The organism is Thalassospira sp. MCCC 1A03138 (assembly GCF_002115785.1).
Lineage (GTDB): Bacteria > Pseudomonadota > Alphaproteobacteria > Rhodospirillales > Thalassospiraceae > Thalassospira.
Genome location: NZ_JFJY01000001.1, coordinates 748,873 through 766,166, shown reverse-complemented (window position 1 = coordinate 766,166; position 17,294 = coordinate 748,873). Strand labels below are relative to the sequence as shown.

At 55.3% G+C, this 17,294-nt stretch carries 15 protein-coding genes; all 15 read right to left on the bottom strand.

Features of this window, described 5'->3' with window-relative positions; genetic code table 11:
• Window positions 1–88: 88 nt before the first annotated feature.
• Complete coding sequence (locus TH468_RS03560) at window positions 89–1,873, bottom strand: adenine deaminase (RefSeq protein WP_085642217.1); 1,785 nt, start codon at window positions 1,871–1,873, stop codon at window positions 89–91.
• Window positions 1,870–2,799 carry a nucleoside hydrolase gene (locus TH468_RS03555; protein WP_085642216.1) on the bottom strand — a complete coding sequence of 310 codons (930 nt, stop codon included), beginning with the start codon at window positions 2,797–2,799 and terminating at the stop codon, window positions 1,870–1,872. The genes TH468_RS03560 and TH468_RS03555 overlap by 4 nt, the downstream gene beginning before the upstream one ends.
• A complete protein-coding gene (locus tag TH468_RS03550; RefSeq protein ID WP_085642215.1) occupies window positions 2,799–3,833 on the bottom strand; it encodes an ABC transporter ATP-binding protein in 1,035 nt (344 codons plus the stop codon). The genes TH468_RS03555 and TH468_RS03550 overlap by 1 nt, the downstream gene beginning before the upstream one ends.
• The gene (locus tag TH468_RS03545) at window positions 3,826–4,605 is read right to left on the bottom strand and encodes an ABC transporter permease (protein WP_085642214.1); all 780 of its coding nucleotides are present in this window, start codon (window positions 4,603–4,605) and stop codon (window positions 3,826–3,828) included. The genes TH468_RS03550 and TH468_RS03545 overlap by 8 nt, the downstream gene beginning before the upstream one ends.
• Window positions 4,602–5,459 (bottom strand): ABC transporter permease, encoded by an 858-nt coding sequence (locus tag TH468_RS03540; RefSeq protein ID WP_246832201.1) that lies wholly within the window; start codon window positions 5,457–5,459, stop codon window positions 4,602–4,604. The genes TH468_RS03545 and TH468_RS03540 overlap by 4 nt, the downstream gene beginning before the upstream one ends.
• Before the next feature lie 79 nt (window positions 5,460–5,538).
• Window positions 5,539–6,564, bottom strand: coding sequence for an ABC transporter substrate-binding protein (locus tag TH468_RS03535; RefSeq protein ID WP_246832200.1), 1,026 nt, complete (start codon window positions 6,562–6,564; stop codon window positions 5,539–5,541).
• Entirely contained in the window at window positions 6,564–7,601 is a 1,038-nt protein-coding gene (locus tag TH468_RS03530) for a LacI family DNA-binding transcriptional regulator (protein ID WP_139834622.1), read from the bottom strand. The genes TH468_RS03535 and TH468_RS03530 overlap by 1 nt, the downstream gene beginning before the upstream one ends.
• A 263-nt stretch (window positions 7,602–7,864) precedes the next feature.
• Window positions 7,865–9,109, bottom strand: a complete 1,245-nt coding sequence (locus TH468_RS03525; protein WP_085642456.1) for a HAMP domain-containing sensor histidine kinase — start codon at window positions 9,107–9,109, stop codon at window positions 7,865–7,867.
• Between the two features lie 62 nt (window positions 9,110–9,171).
• Complete coding sequence (locus TH468_RS03520; protein WP_085642212.1) at window positions 9,172–9,852, bottom strand: response regulator transcription factor; 681 nt, start codon at window positions 9,850–9,852, stop codon at window positions 9,172–9,174.
• A 73-nt stretch (window positions 9,853–9,925) separates the two neighbouring features.
• Window positions 9,926–10,519: an NTP transferase domain-containing protein gene (locus TH468_RS03515; protein WP_085642211.1), complete on the bottom strand. Its 594-nt coding sequence runs from the start codon at window positions 10,517–10,519 to the stop codon at window positions 9,926–9,928.
• Entirely contained in the window at window positions 10,516–11,511 is a 996-nt protein-coding gene (locus TH468_RS03510) for an XdhC family protein (RefSeq protein WP_085642210.1), read from the bottom strand. The genes TH468_RS03515 and TH468_RS03510 overlap by 4 nt, the downstream gene beginning before the upstream one ends.
• A gap of 72 nt (window positions 11,512–11,583) precedes the next feature.
• Window positions 11,584–13,752, bottom strand: a complete 2,169-nt coding sequence (locus tag TH468_RS03505; protein ID WP_085642209.1) for a xanthine dehydrogenase family protein molybdopterin-binding subunit — start codon at window positions 13,750–13,752, stop codon at window positions 11,584–11,586.
• A gap of 3 nt (window positions 13,753–13,755) precedes the next feature.
• Window positions 13,756–14,217, bottom strand: a complete 462-nt coding sequence (locus TH468_RS03500; RefSeq protein ID WP_062951502.1) for a (2Fe-2S)-binding protein — start codon at window positions 14,215–14,217, stop codon at window positions 13,756–13,758.
• A gap of 105 nt (window positions 14,218–14,322) precedes the next feature.
• On the bottom strand, window positions 14,323–17,043 hold the full coding sequence (locus TH468_RS03495; RefSeq protein WP_085642208.1) for a sensor histidine kinase: 2,721 nt from the start codon (window positions 17,041–17,043) through the stop codon (window positions 14,323–14,325).
• A 2-nt stretch (window positions 17,044–17,045) separates the two neighbouring features.
• Complete coding sequence (locus tag TH468_RS03490) at window positions 17,046–17,270, bottom strand: hypothetical protein (RefSeq protein ID WP_062951500.1); 225 nt, start codon at window positions 17,268–17,270, stop codon at window positions 17,046–17,048.
• Window positions 17,271–17,294 lie beyond the last annotated feature (24 nt).

The window sequence follows — 17,294 nt, the reverse complement described above, 5'->3', positions numbered from 1 at the left end:
GTCGGTGTATTTTGCGTCATTGAATGGGGCGAAGTAATACTACAATACCCCTCTATATCACGATCAAAATAGCGGGGTATTTTGCGATCTAAATGATTTCCAGAACCGGCGTGGTCAGAAGTTGACCGGTGGTAACATCGCCGATCCCGCGGTCGGTTTGGTGCGGGCCGGGATTGCAGGCCAATGTTGCGCCGAACAAGGCTTTGAAAACCAGATAGGGCGGTTGCCAGTCGACAATCGCATCCGTGGCGGTTCGGATATCGGCAAATTGCTGCGCAACATGATCCATGGGGGCATCCGAAACCAACCCGCAAAGCGGCAGGGGAAGAAGGGCATCAAGCTTGCCGTTTGATGCCACCGCCATACCGCCACCGGCACGGATGACGGCATTGGCCGCCACCATCATGTCGCGCGGGTTGCCGCCAAACACCGTAACGTTGTGGCTGTCATGCGAGACGGTGGTGCAAACAGCACCTTTCCAGTCACCCCATCCGGTCAGGAAGCCGACGCGTGGTTTGCTGTCCGCCTTTCCGTGGCGATGGGCAACCGCGATCATGGTCGTGCCCGAAGGTGGCACAACATAGCCGTCTTTTACATCGGTGTCAGCCGTCGCCCAGCGGGTAAAGCGCGGTCGGTCGATGATGGCAATCCGGACGCGATCCCCGGACGCAGGCACGCGAAAATCATCAATGCTGAGGACATCCATCTTCATTGTGTCGGAAAGGGGGGCGGGATCAATCGAAACGGCTTTCGCCGTCATTTCGCCGGCCTCGGAAACAATCTCGCCATTTGCGATGACATGGCGCGCCTGAAAATCGGTCAGGTCGTCAAAGACGACAATATCGGCACGCCGTCCGGCGGCAATCAGACCAAGATCGGAACGGCCAAGGCGCATCGCAGCATTCAGGGTTGCCGCCCGCAACGCCCATTCCGGTTTCATGCCATAACGGACCAGACGACGCACCACGTCATCAAGCCCGCCAGCATTGAACAGGTCGTCGGGGAAGACGTCATCGGTACACAGCGTGACGGTTTGTGGCAGGAAACCCAATTCATTAAGCGTTTCGACAAAACCCGGCAGCAGATGATCGTGCGATCCGCGCATTTCAACCGCAAGACCGGCACGCAGTTTTGCCATCAAATCATCGTTTGAAACCAGTTCATGGTCGGAACTGACCCCGGCCGTCATAAAGGCGGCAAGATCGGGTCCTTCGAGGCCGCGCGCATGACCGCAGACAAGTTTCCCGGACGCAAGCCCAGCCTGCACGATATTGGTCATGCGCGGATCGCGATCAATCACGCCGCGCATATTCATGACTTCGGCAACCCCGGCGATTTCTGGCCAGGAGAGCATTTCGGCCATGGCATCACCGTCAAAATCAGCACCGGACATTTCAAGGCCGGGCGCAGCAGGAACGCAGGATGGTGCCAGAACAAGTACGCGCAGTGGCAGGTCACGTGTTGCTTCAATCGCCCAGCGGACACCATCAAGCCCCCGCACATTGCCAAATTCATGCGGATCCCAGACGATTGTGGTGACGCCGCGGGCAACGACCGTCTCGGCATAGATCGCTGGTGTGACCATCGAGCTTTCGATATGCATGTGTGTATCGATCAGGCCGGGGTTGACATAACCGCCCCGTGCGCTGATGATTTTGCGGGCGTCGCTTCTGGTTGCCGGTTCATGGACGCTTGCGATCATTGGCCCAATCAGGCCAATATCGGCCTTGCGGATTTCACCGGTCACCATATCGACAAGCTTGCCACCGGTAATCAGGATATCGAACGGTTCATCGCCGCGTGCGGCGGCGACGGCACGTGTGCGCAATTTATGGCAGGTCAGATCACCGGGTTCTGTCGTGCGGTTATTCATTTCGCTGCTTCCGCCTTCAGGGCTGAAAAGATCAGGTCGCGCGCGCGTTTTGTGTCAACAGAAACGGCATATTGCGCGTTTTTGATCGCGGTCGGGTTTGGGGCAACAATGGTTTGCCCACGCGAAGGACCGTGGCTGGTATCAATTTCGATATGTGCATCGGCAAAGCTGATCGCATCTTCATCAATCACGGCGACCGCCGCGCAAGGATCGAAAACCGCCATCGCATCGCGCCCGCGTGACAGGGCGATATTGATGTATCCTTCGGTCAGATCGGCCAGAAGACCGGCATTTTTTCCGCCAGCATTGCGGATAGGTGTCACATCATTCGGGGTGGCCAGTACCTGCCGACAGAGATCAAGATCCACCATGCGCAGGGGCACCTGATGGGACAGGGTAATGGCAACAGCTTCGGGGTCGGCAAAGGCATTATATTCGGCGAGTGCGGTGTGATTGCCGCGCGTTACGGCACCCCCCATCCATGTCACACGGTCGATTTTGCGCGCCAGATCAGGCCGGGCCAGAACCAGGGATGTAATATTGCCAAGCGGGCCAAGGGCCAGAATATGGCGTTCATCATCCGGTCCGGATTTGCCTTCAAGCCAGTTGCAAAGACCGTCGAACGCGCTGCTTTCGGCAATCGGACGGCAATCGGGCAGGTGTGCGCCGCTTGATTGCATGCCAAGGGGGCCAAGAATCCGTTCGGCGGTTTCAAGTCCGCCCATAACCGCCGTTTCCCGACCGGTATAGATTTTGAAACCCCAGCCAAACTGGCGTGCGGCACTGGCTGCATTGATCCGCACGCGTTCAAGCGGGGAATTCCCGGCAATCAGGGACATTCCGTCGATCCGCTTTCCGGCATGGATGACAACCAGCACCGCGGCCAGATCGTCAAAGCCCATATCGGTGTCGATCCACAGTCCCATCAAAGGCTCCCGACGCGCGATAGGGGGGCGGCCTGCGATACAGGCAGATCGAATTTCAGGACAGAACTGAATTCATGGGCCGGAAGGCTGGCATCGCATTCCGCCTTGATCGGGCCAAGCGGGGTATCAAGCAGGTATTCCCGTGTGCCCCCGGCAAATGACGTACCGCGTATCGTGCCCTCGAACGGTCCACTGCCAAGGGAGACCATCGACGGTCGCCAGGCAAGGCCTTTGGCATCAGTCGGGGGCGTCACCGAAAGTTCGACAGTTCCGGTCGCGGTTTTGAGTTTGCCGTTTTCAAGCGCAAAAACATTTTCAAACCCGACAAAGTCCGCAACAAAATCGGAAACCGGGCGGTTATAGATGTCTTCGGGTGTGCCGATCTGTTCGATATGACCATCAAGCATCACGATAATCCGGTCGGCCATGGCAAGGGCTTCGACCTGATCGTGGGTGACGAAGATCATCGTGACACCGCTTTCCTTTTGCACACGCTGTAATTCGGTGCGCATTTCAAGGCGGAGCCGTGCATCAAGGTTTGATAGCGGTTCGTCAAGCAGCAGCACCTTGGGTTCCATAACCATCGAACGCGCCAGCGAGACGCGCTGCTGCTGGCCGCCGGAAAGCTCGGCGGGTTTGCGTGTCGCGAATTTGGACAGGCCGACAGTCCGAAGGCCTTCCTGCACCTTGTCGTCCAGTTCCTTGCCGCGAACACCCATCAGCTTCAGTCCGAAGGCAACGTTTTCATAGACGTTAAGGTGCGGGAACAGGGCATAGGACTGAAACACCAGCCCGACCGGGCGTTTGTTGGCGGGGGTCCGGGTGATGTCGACATTATCAAGGATGATCTTGCCCGATGACGGCTCCATCAACCCGGCAATGGCGCGCATGGTGGTGGTTTTGCCGCAGCCCGACGGGCCAAGCAGGGCAACCAGTTCACCCTTGCCGATATCAAGATCCATTTCCGGTACGGCAACATTTTTACCGTAAGACAGGGTCAGTTTTTCAAGACAGAGAAAGCGGGCATCAGACATAGCGGGAAAATCCTAGGAAACGTTCGGCCAGAAAGACAATGCCCAGCGACATGAAGGCAAGCAGCGCGGACAGAGCTGCGACCGACGGGTCATAGGTTATTTCCATATAGGCGAGCATGTCGATTGGAAGGGTTCGGACACCGGGCCCGGATAAAAACAGGGAAACCGGCACTTGATTGAAGCTGGTGACAAAGCCCAGAATGAAGGCGGCGAGAATACCGCCACGGATATTTGGCATCACCACGCGGAAAAAGGCGCCAATCCGCGACGACCCCAAAAGCACGGCGGCTTCTTCGATGTCAGATTGCAAGTTGTTAAGGCTGGCTGACACCACGCGCACCGCATAGGGCAGGATCAGTGCGGTATGCGCCAGAAACAGAGCAAACAGAATGCCGAAATTGAAAGGTACGACGAAGTAACGCAGCAGTGCCAGACCGACAATGATGCCCGGCACAATGATCGGTGACGATACGATGGTCCGGATGGTTTCCGCACCGGGGACCTTGTAGCGCGACAGCGCATAACTTGCCGGAATGCCAAGGATCAGGGCGGCAAGCGTGCCGCCGATGGCAAGAAACATCGAGATGCCGAAACTCGCACGGAAGCTTTCGACCTCGAAGACTTTCAGCACCCAGCGTAGAGATAGTCCCTGTGGGGGGAAGGCAAGCGTTTCGCCGGCCGACAGCGATGCCGCGATAATGATCAGGAACGGACCAATCAGAAAGGCCAGTACCAGTAAAAGAATGATCGGGGAAAACAGCTTGTTGGTCATCGCTTGTTCCTCGCGGTGGCAAGGCGTTTGAGCAGAAGATTGGCCGCAAATGCCATGACGATCAGGATCAGGGCGATCACACTGGCCGATACGAAATCATTGGCAACAGTCACGCGCTGATACAGCAGGGTTTCAAGCATCAGGACCTTTGAACCGCCGAGAATGGCCGGGGTGATATAGGCGGTCATTGATCCGGTAAAGACCAGCGTACCACCGATCACAAGGCCTTCTTTGGTTAGTGGCAGGATGACTTTGGTGAAAACCTGCAACCAGTTGGCACCGAGAACGCGGGCGGCCGGCACCGCATCGCGCGGCATGTTTTCAAGCGCACTGATCAGTGAAATGATCATGAGTGGCAGGAACAGTTGCAGCAAGCCGATGAAAACGGCGGTTTCGGTGAACAGGAAGCGGATCGGTTCATCCGATAGCCCGACGGCAACCAGTGCCTTGTTCACAAATCCGGTCCGGCCAAGGATCACCAGCCACGCATAGGTCCGCGCCACCGGTGAAATCATTAGCGGCAAGACAACAAGTCCGGTGATCCGGCCCTTGCCCTTTGGCGGCAGGTTCACGATTGCAAAGGCTGCAGCATAGCCGATGACGGCCGAGGCGGCGGTGACCAGCGCTGCCAGTTTGAGCGTGCGCAAAAAGACAGTCTGATTAAGCGACTGGGAAAAGAAATCGATATAGGCCTGTATCGTCCAGCTATCGCCCGACCCAAAACCTTCGGACAGAAGAATCAGAACCGGGGCCAGAAAGACCACAGCGGCAAAGATCGCGGCAGGGAGGACCAGCGCAAAGGCTTCGGCCCGGTTCTGAAACATCTCGGCAACCTTGTCTTCGGTTAAAGTCAATAAGTTATGGCGTGAGCAAGACCCGCCGGATCGGGGAAAATGGGAGGAGGCCCATATCCGATAATGATCATGGTGGCGATTACTGGCCGACCTTGTTGTTCCATTCCGACAACCAGGTTTCCTGATTGTCGATGGCAACCTGTGACGGGATCAGATGCAGATTGGCAACGGTATCGGCCCCATAGGTCAGGTTTTCGGCAATCTCGTCGGAAACCTTGACGTCCTTGTTGGCCGGGCTGTCGACAAGGTTTTCTGCCAATGCCGTCTGGATTTCGGTCGAAAGCCATAAATCCATGAATTCAAGCGCAAGGTCGCGGTTCTTGCTGCCTTTGGTCAGGACCATGACATTCATGCCGCCGGACTGGCCTTCCTTCGGCGTTGCCCATTTGATCGGCAAATCCATTTTCGAAAAACCGGACCATGCAAAACGCCCGATGGGTGCGGCCCAGATTTCTTCCTGCTGCATCAACTGCACCAGTTGGGAAGAACGGACATAGAAGGTAACGATCTCGTCCTTCTTTTCGCCAACGGCGGCAATCGGGGTTTTCAGCGATGGGTCTTCATCGCCAAGGGCCTTGCCGAGCATATAAAGCGTCAGCGGGCCCTGTGTGGTGGTGACGTTCGGAAGGGCAACATGATCAACCACGTCTTCGGCCAGAAGGTCCGCCCAGCTTTCGACTGTCATCTTGTCAGAACGATAGGCAATCGAGCTGGCATAGAAGGTATAACCGATGCTCATGCCATCGCCGTTCGGGTCTTTGGCAATGTCGTAGAGTTTGTCAAAGTTCGACAGTTTTGATGTGTCGACTTTGTCGGTTAGGCCGTCCTTGGCAGCTGCCAGTGCATCACGCATGGAAATAACCGCAAGGTCGATGACCGGATCGGCTTTGTTGGCTTCGATTTTGGCAAGACGTTCGACCGAGTTGCCGGTTTCGACAACCAGTTCGCAACCGCATTTTTCTTCGAACGGGTCATACAGGATTTTCTTGAATTCATCCTGTGCAAAACCATAGACCGAAATGGTCAGGGTCTTTTCCTGGGCCTTTGCCGCACTTACGGACAGCAAAAGGGCAGCAGAAGCCATAAGCAGTTTTTTCATCGGCATCACAGCGTTTCTCCGGTTGGGAAGGGTGCGTCTGGGGAAGCTGCCGGTCCGCTTGACGCGCGAACCATTAGTTCCATCGAAACCTTGGACGTATCGGCAGTGACGGTCTGTTTTGCCGCCTTGCCATTTTGACCGGCGGGTTTGCCCTGTTCGATTTCACGGACAAGGGCGGCGATGGCCAGCTCGGCAATCCGGGCCATATCCATATGCACCGTGGTTAGCGACGGGGTCACCACGGGGGAAAAAATCAGATCGTCAAAACCGGTTACGCTGACCTGCTGAGGGACCTTGATCCCGGCGGTCTGCAATTCGGTCAGAACGCGAAGAGCATGTAAATCCGAAACGGCAGCAATCGCGGTCACATCGTTTTTGATGTGGTCAATCAGGCCAAGCGATGCCCGTTCGCCACGTTCGTGCATCAATGTTTCAAGCCAGATCGTCGTATGACGGGTATTGCGGCCAAGTGCCGATTTCATGCCGCCGATGCGGTCATTTTGCACATTCGATGCCGGATCATGCCCGACCAGAAGAAAATTCTTATGCCCCAGATCGACCAGATGGCGCGCAACCTTCGCCCCGCCTTCCCAATGGTCCGCCGAAACGGTGTTGCCCGGTGTTGAAGGGGTATCGACCATTGCGACAGGACATCCAACATCGCCGATCCGTGTGCCACGACGCGGAATGACGACCAGACCATCAACACCTCGTTCGATCAGGCGACTGATGGCCTGTGTCTGGGTGGTGACCTTGCCACGCGAGTCCGCAATCAGAACCCCATATCCGACATTTGATGCCGCCGCTTCCATAGCCTGCGCAATTTGCGGGAACAGCGGATTGGAAATATCGGGAAGGACAAGCCCCAGAACATTTGATCGGCCCGTGCGCAGTGCACGGCCTGCATTGCTGGGAACATAACCAAGTTCGTCGGCTTTTTTGCGGATTTTATCGACCAAATTGGCCGATACCCGGCCCTTTCCCGACAGCGCGTTCGATACGGTTGCCGAAGACACGCCCAAGGCGTCGGCAATCATGCTCATATTCGGTCCGGAACGCGGTGAAGCCACTTAATACCCCCGTCAAACATCCAAAAGATGTGATCTGGCAACATTGATTAACTGGTTAATCGATTAATCATACGCTACTGGACTCTTTTTAAAGAGTCGAGGGTAAATTTATACAATATCCTGTCCTCCGCGTTCTGTGCGGACTTGTTGTTCGTCGATTTTGAAGTTGTTCAGGAAATAGCTGCTCTATAATGGCATTTCTTTTTCCATATCGGGTATTGGCGTGCTGTGGGGCCTCAGGTGTGGTTGCTGACTGCGAAGATTGCGCGCATGCCGCCCGCGGCAAGGAAGGTTGTATCGCAATGCCAGTTGCAGCGTTCGCAAATCCGGCGCACCAGATGCAGGCCGATGCCTTCGCCCTGATCGCGGACATAATCGCCGGCACAGGTCATCAGGTTGTTTTCGACAATCAGTCTGTTGGCTTCAAGCCGGACAGTCACCTGCCCCTTGGGGGTGTGTTCGAACGCATTGCGGATCAGGTTGGATACGACAATCATCAGGGCGGCAGGCGATGCAATGATCTCGCCGCTTTCATCATCGGCACTGAATTCGCATGTCAGGTTCTTGCCGTCTGTCAGATAGGCAAGATCAACGATGGCTTCGCGCACGAAGGCCGGATAGTCGATCTTTTCCTGAATACCGTTCGGCGTTGCTTCGCGCCCCAGCCAAAGCAGGGTTTCAATCAATTGCTGCATGTTGCGGTTGGCGCGTTTGATGCGCGCGGCCAGCCGGACCTGAATTTCGTTTAACGGTGTTTTATCGAGCAATTCGACATTGCCGCTGACAATCGTTACCGGGGTTCGCAATTCATGGCTGGCCTGACGGAGGAATTCGCGTTCACGTGTCACGAACTTGTCGACCCTTACAAGTGACTGGTGCAGTTCCTTGGCGACATCATTGAGTTCGGTAAAGCCGAAATCGGGGACCGGTTGATCGAGATTTTCCGTCGACAGGGTTTTTGCCCAGCTTTGCAGGTTCTCCGATGGCTGCGTCATGCGTTTGCCGATCAGCCAAAGCACATAGGCAAATATCGTAACAACGCCAAGCGCAAACGGGATGGAAAGAAAGGCCAGTTTGTGCAGGCGCGCAAAATAGACGCTGTCCTCATCACCCGCGTGATAGGTTTGCAGCAGCATGATTTGCGTGCCGTCGGCAAGAATATGGGGAAACACCAGAAAGACCGGGTTATCGGGGTCTTTTTCTGCGGCATATTTATCGGTGTTCAGATAGTAAAGCTCGCCCGGATCGATATCATCGGGCTTGTAGCGGTCGCGCAGGCGTTCCGGTAACGCATCATAATCCGTGAAGGTCTGGATGTTGAAGCCGTTGGGAAGCGGGGTCGCCGGGTCTTTGGCGCGCATTTCATCATATTGTTCCGCGATGGTCTGCAACTGGAAACTCGCGACCATCCACTTGCCATACAGCATGTAGAAATTAACGATGCCGGTATAGATCACCAGCGTAATGACAAGTGCCAGCAAAACGTAGTTCCGCACAAAGCGGGAAAAAGTTTTCTGGATTGGTGCGCAGGAATGCATTTCTTTTACTCGCGAAGGGCCACGCCCTGGCCGGCAACTGTATGTATCAGGTTTTGATCGAATGGTTTGTCGATGCGCATTCGCAATTTGTAAAGATGCGTTTTAAGCGCATTGGTATCTGGCGGATCGCCCTGCCACAATGCCATCGACAATCGTGACCGTGTCACGACATGAGGACTGTTCTGGGCAAGAACTTCCAGAATGGTCCAGCTTGTCGGGGACAGACTGATTGCCTGTCCGGATCGCGCAACATGTCTGTTTTCAAAATCAACGATCAGATCGCCAAGCGAAAACCGCCGGATTTCGCCACTGCGGCGGCGCGACAGAACCCTTGTACGCATCAGAAGTTCTTCAAGCGCAAAAGGTTTGACCAGATAATCATCCGCCCCGGCACTGAAACCTTCAAGCTTGTCTGCGAGTGTATCGCGCGCTGTCAGCATCAGAACCGGGGTGTCGATCCCCTCGTTGCGCAAGGCGTTGCAGATGCTGATGCCATCGCGAAACGGCAACATGATATCAAGCAATATCACATCATATTCGCCAGTCAGTGCGCGCTGAAAACCCGTTTCCCCATCAAAGGCGTGATCGCATTCGATGCCTTCTATTGTCAGGTAATCGCTTATTGTTCCGGCAATATCCATGTTGTCCTCGACCAGAAGGACCATGATGTTGGCGGTTGATTTCATGTGCTTGTGGTTCCGGTTTCGGCGATTTTGCCAGATGCTGAAGATACCAGATTGCCCTAAAAGCGGTGAAAGGTCAGCCCGGTTCGAAAAGCCGGTTGGCAAACAGTTTCAGATCATCCTGGGTGTCGATGTCGAACGCTGCATTTGGCATGGCGATCGCACTGATATCGTGACTGCTGCTATTGAGCACCTGTTGTGCACCGCGGGCGCCGTCCAACTTGGAAAGTTCCGGGAAATATGCGGCTGGAAACAGGGCGGGGACGCCGTTCATTTCCTTATACCGGGATGCTATGACGTGGCTTCCGTCAAAGGCATTCAGAAGTTTCTGATAGTCGTTGCCGGTTAACCCGATCTGATCCGAAAGGGAGATTAGAACACCGTCATATGTTCCTTCGGCGCAAATTCCGGCAATCCCTGCTGCAATCGATGATCCCATGCCAAATTGCCAATTATCATTCGTGATGGTTTTTGCGCGATTGCTGATCACCGAAAGGATTTCATCGCGAAATGCTCCCAGCACGACATAAAGATCATCGTTGAAAATGGGACGAAGCTGATTAATGGCGTGCTCCAGCATCGGCTTGCCATCGATATCGGCAAGCTGTTTGCGTCCGCCAAATCGTGTGCTTTCACCCGCTGCAAGGATAAGACCGGCAATCTTCATCATTCAGCCGCCTGAGCGAGTGCCGGGGCGGCATCAAGTTTGTAAAGTGCCGCATGAATACCCGATAACATTGAAAGTGCGATGCTTTCGGGTAGTTGTCCGCCAATATCGATCCCGGCGGGGCTGGCTACCGGGAAGGGCAGGGCAAGCTTGGCAATTTCCGCACGTTCAAGAACATCGACAAAACGATGCCGCGGGCCAAGCATGGAGACATGACGCAGCTGGCTGGATTTCAGAATTTGAAGAGCCTTGGCATCAATATCAATGCTGTGCGACATCAGGATTGCCGCATCGACACGATGTTGCGCAACATAGTCAACCATTGTTGTGTCGATCTGACGCAGGATGTTGTCTGCCTTCGCGAAATGTTCGGGGCGGGCATTCGCGGGGCGCGGGTCAACCAATGTGGTTTTCCAGCCCATTTCATGTGCGATGGAAACCACAGGCCGCGCATCCAATCCACCCCCGATGATCAGGATGTGGGGTTCAGGCACAATCGGGGTTACAAGCCAGTCACCATCAGACCGGTTTTCGATATAGCCGGTGCGCTGGCCGGTATGGTCCGCATGTTTGAAATATCCGCGGGTATCGCCGACTTTCTGAAAATACAGACCGCTTTGGCGCACCATCAAAGCACCGCAAAGATCGGAAAGCCCAAGGTCATTTGCGTGGTCAAGGGGTTGCAGCATGATGAATACCTTGCCGCCGCAACCAACACCAAGCCGGAATGACAGGTCGTCTTCGTCATTGCCATCATAAACCAGCATGACCGTTTTGCCGGTAACCATGGCGCGCCTTGCGTTACGAATGATATCGGCTTCAAGGCAGCCGCCGCTAAGCAGCCCGAATTGCTGCCCCTGCCCGTTGATCAGCATCATGGCCCCGGCCTTGCGATAGGCCGAACCCTCGGTACGATAAACCGTACCCAGAACCCATTCGGTATCTGTCTTGTTTTCCTGCCAGGCGCGTAGCATGACTGATAACTGGTTACTCATGATGTGCTCCCGCAAAAGGGGCTGCCCGGGGGACGGGTGGGGACCCGAAAGTGATCCCCCGGGCAGCATGCCTTACACGAAGTCGAAACCGGCTTTGGTCATCGGAAGATCCGTGATCCGTTTTCCGGTTTTGGCAAAAATGGCGTTGGCAACAGCCGGAGCGGTCGGGGGGACGCCCGGTTCGCCAACGCCCGTAGGGGCATTGTTCGATTGAACAATTGCCACTTCGATGGCAGGCATTTCGGCATTTCGAAGCAGTTCGTAATCCGGGAAGTTGAACTGGTCGACTTCACCATCCGTCAGGGTGATTTCGTTGCGGAAGGCGGCACATAATGCATAACCGGCACCGCCTTCCATCTGTGCGCGGATGACATCGGGGTTAACAGCTACCCCGCATTCAACCGCCATAAACAGTTTGTTCACATGCACACTGGTGTCCTCGACCGTGACGTCGGCAACAACCGCAACGCAGGTATTGAACGAAAGGTGCGCGGCAAAACCACGTTTGTCGCCCTTTTCCCATCCGGATATCTCACGGACAAGCTTGATGGCTTCGGTCATGCGGGCCTGATTGGTGCCTGCCGGATCAAGCATCGCAAGGCGCATTTCGATCGGGTCCTGCCCCGTTTCGGTTGCGAGCATATCCATCAGTGTTTCCATGACATATCCGGTGTGGGTATGTCCCACCGAACGCCACCACAATATGGGGGTCGGGGTCTGGAAGTCGCTTAACCCGATGCCATGGTTGGGGATGGTATAAAGACTTTCGGTGACACCCTCGACCGATGTCGGGTCGATGCCATCCTGTACCATACCTTCCATCGGGCCACCCTTCATGATGGATTTGACAGCCATCCGGTGATCCCAGCCAATAATCTTGCCATCACTATCCAGACCGATTTTTGCCCGGTGTACGGCCATTGGGCGGTAATAACCGCCGCGAATATCGTCTTCGCGGCTCCAGACCAGTTTGACAGGAACCTTGCGGCCCGAAACGGCAAAGGCCATGGCGGCTTCGACATTATAGTCGGAGGCGCCGTTGGCACGACGACCGAACGAACCGCCGGCATAAAGCGTTCTGATCTCGACCTGTGACGGTTCCAGTCCAAGGGCGGCTGCGACCATTGGCCGGGTCAGGGTCGGAAACTGGCAGCCATCATGTAGGCGAACGCCATTTTCGGTTGGCTCGATGATGCAGTTTTCCGGCTCCAGCGGTGCATGGGCCAGAAACGGGAAGGTGAATTCTGCGTCAATGGTTTTGGTGGCATTGGCCAGAAGCGGTTCAACGGATGCCAGCGGGACTTCATGATTGGCGTCAAACTGCGGCGCATCGAGCAGTGCCTTGTGATCGGCAATCATGGCATCCGTGCTGCGTGTTTCGGCCTGGCTGAAATCCCATTCAACAGAAAGGGCATCACGTGCCTGAAACGCAGCCCAGGTGTTTTTGCCAAACGCCACAACTCCTGCCTTGTTGGGCAGAATTTGTGCGGCAATGAACCCTGCAACATCTTTGGACGCAGTGTCGTCAAAGGAGGTGACGGTGCCACCGAACTTCGGGCTGCGCATGATCGCGGCATAGATCATCCCCGGCAGATTGACATCCATTGCAAAGATTGCGGTGCCGTTCGTCTTGTCGGTGTTGTCCTTGCGATGCAGTTTGTCGCTGCCAATCAACTTGAACTGATCCGGGGTTTTAACGGTTGGTTTTTCAACCGCCTCAAGGGTTGCTGCAATCGCAACAAATTCTCCGAAATGACCGGAATTGCCACCGGATTTCAGCATACCGTTTTCAACGGTGATGCTGCTGGCATCGACACCCCAGTTCTGGGCAGCCGCACGGACCAGAAGATCACGCGCTGCAGCACCGGCTTCGCGATATTGCATGAAGGAATTGGCGATGGATGTTGAGCCACCGGTTCCCTGTGCATGGAAGAACAGGTTGGCATAACGTTCATTGTCGGCAGGGGCGAATGCCGTCTGAACCGTCGCCCAATCGGCGTCGAGTTCCTCGGCAACCAGTGTCGTCAGGCCGGTGGTCGTGCCTTGGCCCATTTCAAAATGTTTGATGATGACGGTTACCGTGCCATCGGCATCGATTTTGACAAACGGGTTAAGGTCGGTTGCGGCAGCCACACCGCTGCCTGCTGCAAGAACGCCCTTGGCATTGACGCCGACCAGAAGGGCGGCGGTACCGGCGGCTGATCCGATCATGAAGCCGCGACGTGATACATTGATTGTCATGACTTATGCCTCCAGCTTTTCAGACGCCAGTTTGATGGCTTCGTTGATGCGTACATAGGTCACACAACGGCACGCATTGCCGTACATGTATTCCTTGATTTCATCGTCCGTCGGTTTCGGATTCTCGGTCAGAAGGCCGATGGCCGACATGATCTGTCCGGATTGACACCAGCCACATTGCACGACGTCCTTTTCGCGCCATGCGGCCTGGACAGCTTGGGCGATCTTGTCGGTTGCGCCTTCAATCGTCGTGATTTCGCTGTCGACAGCGTCTTCAATAAAGGTCTGGCAGGAACGGGTCGGATACCCGTCAATGTGGACGGTACAGGCGCCGCAATAGGCAACGCCACATCCAAACTTGGTGCCGGTAAGTTCCAGTCCGTCACGCAGAACCCATAATAGCGGGGTGCCGGGTTCTGCTTCGACGGTACGGGATTCTCCGTTTATTTTTAGCTGATACTGCATGACCGCCTCATCTCTCTCGATAAATTATGATTTATCTTCTGATGAGCGGGGGTAACCGATGGGTAAACGCCAATTGGAATGGTTAAAATGGGGTTGGGCTGGCAATCAGGCGGCGGGAACAAAGACCCTGAAGGTCGCACCACGACCCGGTGGACTCTCAACCCAGATCTTGCCTTTGCAATGTTCCACGACATGTCTGGCGATAGCCAGACCAAGGCCGGAACCGGACGGACGGGGTTTGTCATCGGGGTATTTCCCGCCGCGGGCAAATTTATTGAAGATTACCGCCTGTTCGTCTTTGGTGATGCCGTTTCCGTTATCGGTGATCGAAACAAGATAACCGCCATCCATGACTTCACCGCGGACCTTTACGCTGGGATCACGGGCCGCAGAAAATTTTGCGGCGTTCGACAACAGGTTGATAAAGACCTGTGTCAGCCGGTCGCGATCCACATGCAGCGTGACAGTCGCGGGCGACAAGTCGAGTTCCAGATCAACCCCCTTGTTGTCGAGCAATCCTTTGATTGCTTCGACGCTTTCGTAAAGGACGGACCGCGGATCAACATTTTCCGGGCGCCAGTCGGAATGACCGGCCTCAAGCCTGGCAAGATCAAGATGGTCGTCAATCAGACGGGTCAGGCGTTCGCTTTCGCGCACGATAATTCCCATGAAATGTTCGGCGCGTTCCGGATCAAGTTCCGGTGTGTCGACAAGGATTTCGGAGAAGGACCGGATTGAGGTGAGCGGCGTTCTGAATTCATGACTGACCATGGTCAGGAATTCGTCTTTCAGGCGATCAAGTTCCTTAAGCCGTTCATTGGCAGCGCGAAGTTCGGCCGCTGCACGTTCCAATTCGTGCGATTTCTGTTCAAGGCGCTGGGAATATTCGATCACATGCGACGTTTCCTCGAGAATTTCGAGGACTTCATCAAGACTGACCATTTCCCCCTTGGCGACCGAGGAAACCATTACGCGCGCCGAAGCCGCCCCGATGGACCCGGCAAGCAGCCGTTCGGTAAAGGCGATCATGTCGGCATTGGCTTCGCCTTTGCCGCGCCAGGGCGTTTCGCGCGTCCAGCCGAAATCGCGAAAGGAATGAAACGCGCGTTCACGGCCCAGAAAACGTTCAACCAGTTCATACAGATCGTCAATCGTTGCCGATGACCGCCATATGACGGTTTCCTGACCTTTGCGCAGAAACGCATCGACAAACAGGGTGGCCTGAATGCGTTCCAACGCGCTTGGCGATGTGAACAGGCTGATCAGGACATAGGCCGCTGTATTGAGTGTGATTGACCAGATCAGGGCATGGGTGAGTGGCTCGAACCCGGTTAAACCAAACAGGCTTTCAGGTCGAAGCCAGGGGTGACCAAATGCACCATGTTCGATCAGTGTCGGGTTCATCCAGCCGCTATCGGCAAGCGATGGCAGCAGCAGGGTATAGGCCCAGATGGCAAAACCGATCACAAGGCCAACCTGCGCACCGGTTTTGGTGCCCCCCTTCCAGTACAGGCCGCCAATCATGATCGGGATGAATTGTGCGGTGGAGGCAAAGGATATCAGGCCGATTTCAGCCAATGCATCGCTGGCTCCGGCCGACCGGTAATAGGCAAAGCCCATAAACACCACCAGCACAATGGAAGCGCGCCGGATGAAGATCAGAAGGCCGGTAAGATCATCGCGTTCGGTGACGCGCAGCCACCGAATGCGCAGCAAGGCGGGCACGACAAGGTCGTTACAGACCATGGTCGAGAGTGCGATTGTTGCGACGATCACCATGCTGGTGCTGGCGGATAATCCACCGACATAGGCAATCAGGGCCAGTAGCGAATGGCCCTCAAAAAGGGGTACGGAAATCACAAAGAAATCCGGATCGGCCCAGCTTGGCAAAACGCCAAGGCCCGCCAAGGCAATTGGCAGGACGAACAAATTCATCGCCAGCAGATAAAGCGGAAAGGCCCAGCTTGCGGTCGACAGGTGGCGTTCATCGACATTTTCGACGATGATGACCTGAAACTGCCGCGGCAATGTCAGGATTGCCGCCATGGACAGCATCATCAACGTCATCCAGCGTGCGCTGCCGTTTTCGGGCAGTTGCAGCAAGGATGCGGTTTGTGGATTTGCCGCGGCCTGATCAAACAGATCGCCCAATCCGGCAAACATGAAGAAGCAGACAAAAATGCCGACAGCAAGCAGAGCGAACATTTTGACAAGGCTTTCAAAGGCGATGGCTGCGACCATGCCTTCGTGATGTTCATCCGCATCAATAAACCGGGTGCCAAACAGAATGCCAAACAGGGCAAGACCAAGGGCTGCCCAAAAGCCGCTATCGGCAAACATGGGTACCTGATTGACGACCGGGCCGGTCATCGCCCCGCCCCAGACGGTCAGAACGGTATAGCTGGTGGCAATCGCCTTAAGCTGGAGCGCGATATAAGGCGTTGTTCCGATCACCGTGATCAGGGTAACCAGCATCGATAATTGCGTGCTTTTGCCATAGCGCGATGAAATGAAATCGGCGATGGATGTGATGCGATGCGCCTTGGAGATGCGCAACATCTTGCGCAGCAAAAACCACCATCCAAGGAAAATGACTGTCGGTCCGAGATAGATCGTCAGATATTCAAGGCCGTTTCGTGCAGCCGACCCGACCGCGCCATAAAATGTCCAGGATGTGCAATAGACCGCAATGGATAGGGTATAGACAGTCGGATTGCGCACCCATGATCGTCCGTCGCGTGCCCGTTTGTCCCCCCACCATGCGATGGCATAAAGCAATCCGACATAAGCAAGCGAAACCGTGATCACCAGTTCGGAGGATAGCATGCCTATTCCCTTTCCTCCGTCTGGATGCTGTGACGGAGGGCGCGGGTGATGAGCGCACAGCAGCCGATAAGCAAGGCCCAGCCGGCAAAGAAATAAACGAACAGGATGGGTAACCCGAACAGCGTTCCTTCAAGCGAAAAGACCCCGACCAAAGGCGGGATCCATGCAAAGAACGCAACAAGGGCAAGAACAAAGGCGCGTTCGGTAAGTTTCCGGGGTGGGGTCATTGGCCAGCTCCCGCTTTTTTGCGC